The sequence below is a fragment of the Bartonella refiksaydamii genome, from assembly GCF_902652675.1.
Taxonomy (GTDB): Bacteria; Pseudomonadota; Alphaproteobacteria; order Rhizobiales; family Rhizobiaceae; genus Bartonella; species Bartonella refiksaydamii.
In genome coordinates this window covers 1-2,097 of sequence record NZ_LR736353.1, presented here as the reverse complement: position 1 = coordinate 2,097, position 2,097 = coordinate 1, and the positions used below count along the sequence as shown (strand labels likewise).

The window sequence follows — 2,097 nt, the reverse complement described above, 5'->3', positions numbered from 1 at the left end:
TGTACACTTAACTCATTGATAAATAATGATTTCAGTGTGTACATTGTACAGTATGCGATTATTTTTAGATAAAAATTATTTTTATTCTTGACATTGTTGCGTCAATGTCTATTTTCGAATCAGGTGCCTGAAAACACCTTAAAACCATAAGCGGATGGATTACCGAAACAATCTTTTTCCGTGCATTGAAGGCTTTGACTCATTATATGCAACAAGTGTATAATGACCCCATCGGGTGTAGTTGCACTATACAATACCCTTGCGGGGAAAGTGTAACGACGGACTTATGGCCGTGTTTTCAGCGCCCGATACCTTTCAAAGGTGTCAATGAAAACATCTAACCATAAGGAGTTCACATGAACACTCTTATAGAGATTACGGAACAAATCATTGATCAGGAAATTGTTCAAACCGTTAACGCACGCGAATTACACGAGTTTTTGGAGATTACATCAAAGTTTGCAGACTGGATTAAAAATCGTATTAAAGAATGTAACTTTCGAGAAAATATAGACTTTATAGGTTTTTCTAAAAATTTAGAAAAAGGTGGGCGCCCAAGCATAGAATACTACATTACGTTAGACATGGCTAAACACCTTTCAATGATAGAGCGTAATGATAAAGGGCATGAAGCGCGTCAATACTTTATCAAATGCGAACGGCTTTTGAAACAAGTAGTAACACCACAAATTGATTACTCCAAACCGGAAGCATTGCTTGGTGTTTTGAATCACTTACAAAATCAAATCGAGCAAAAAGATCATACTATTGCTGAATTGACACCAAAAGCAAAAGCTTTGGATGGTTTAAAGCGCTCTGATGGTTTGTTCGGTCTTATTGAAGCAGCAAAGATGCTTGAAGTACGACCAAAGGACTTAACCGATTATTTGCGTAAACATGATTGGGTATATCGACGTGCTCCAGGGGCGCCTCTGTTACCTTATCAGGATAAGATCAAGAAAGGATTCATGGATTGCCCTGCGATTACCATTCAAAGACCGGATGGAACAGAAAAGGTACTCCCTTCAACAAAAATTACCTCCAGAGGATTGGCATGTTTGAGAGAGCAAATCCATGGAGGTGTGCAATGAATACCAGTATCGACTTTTTATGTGATTTATGGATGGCATTGTATCAGTTTTCTGATCGTGATGATGTTGAAGATAAGGCTTTTAATACTCTCATTGAAACCATGGATGCGATAGAAAAAGCTTTAATTTTAAAACTTCAAAATGAAACCCCAAATGCACTGAAAATTTTGGCAATGATTACAAATTTTGGAACTTTAAGACCTCCTCCGATTATGGAGCCTTTGTTGAAAGCTTACAATCCAGATTTAGAGCTCCCCATTAAAAAGGTTGCTTAACTCAAAGACACAACTCCCCTTCCCGTTCTCAAAAATGGGGAGGTGGTTGGTTTAGCTACCGCTTACTTTTTTTAAAGCTTCACTCATACGTGTGCGCCAATCTTTTCCTTGTTTTTTAAAAGAGGCAATAACATTTGAGTCAAGGCGTAGAGTAACCGCTTGTTTGGGAGATTCAACTGGTGGACGCCCACGTTTACGACGTTCTTCTGTTACATATTTAAAAAAGGAGGGTGGTAAAACATCTTTAGCTGGCTTTAGACGTGCAAGCTCTTCATCTGTTAGTGGTGGGGAATCCACAGCGTCCCAATCTTCTTTTGTGTAACGACATCCTTTTTTAAAGGTTTTTTTGATAATCATTGAAAACCTCTCTTTCTTTCTTATTGGCTTGACGAAAACTGATAATGGATATCGCTTCATTGCCAAGCCTTGCAAAAACAATAACTGTTGTGCCATCAGCAAAATGCCCGATAGCTTTCATGCGGTTTGAATGTGTTGCATCAATAAGAGCATGTTCCCAGTCAAAGTAAATAACATCAGCAAAATCAAGCTTATGTTTATCAATGTTTAAAGCTCTTTTTGGTTCATCCCACACTATCTTCATATATTTTATGTACACGAAAAATAAAACCTTGTCAATAATTAAAGTGTACAATAATTCGTATAAACCATTCAAAATGGAGAAACTATGAATAAGAAGCATCGTGAGGGCATATCGGTTCGTGCATTTGCGA

The 2,097-nt window shown here is 37.7% G+C and carries 4 protein-coding genes; 2 read left to right on the top strand and 2 right to left on the bottom strand.

All coding sequences use genetic code 11. From position 1 onward, the window contains the following. The first annotated feature begins 356 nt into the window (after window positions 1–356). Window positions 357–1,091 (top strand): antA/AntB antirepressor family protein, encoded by a 735-nt coding sequence (locus tag GQO39_RS08335; RefSeq protein ID WP_156851745.1) that lies wholly within the window; start codon window positions 357–359, stop codon window positions 1,089–1,091. Continuing rightward, on the top strand, window positions 1,088–1,366 hold the full coding sequence (locus GQO39_RS08330) for a hypothetical protein (RefSeq protein ID WP_156851744.1): 279 nt from the start codon (window positions 1,088–1,090) through the stop codon (window positions 1,364–1,366). The genes GQO39_RS08335 and GQO39_RS08330 overlap by 4 nt, the downstream gene beginning before the upstream one ends. Before the next feature lie 51 nt (window positions 1,367–1,417). Here GQO39_RS08330 and GQO39_RS08325 read toward each other — a convergent pair whose 3' ends face one another. Both GQO39_RS08325 and GQO39_RS08320 read right to left on the bottom strand, forming a co-directional pair. Beyond that, window positions 1,418–1,723 carry a BrnA antitoxin family protein gene (locus GQO39_RS08325; RefSeq protein WP_156851743.1) on the bottom strand — a complete coding sequence of 102 codons (306 nt, stop codon included), beginning with the start codon at window positions 1,721–1,723 and terminating at the stop codon, window positions 1,418–1,420. Continuing rightward, on the bottom strand, window positions 1,701–1,967 hold the full coding sequence (locus GQO39_RS08320) for a BrnT family toxin (protein ID WP_004859792.1): 267 nt from the start codon (window positions 1,965–1,967) through the stop codon (window positions 1,701–1,703). Before GQO39_RS08320 ends, GQO39_RS08325 begins: the two co-directional genes overlap by 23 nt. Window positions 1,968–2,097 lie beyond the last annotated feature (130 nt).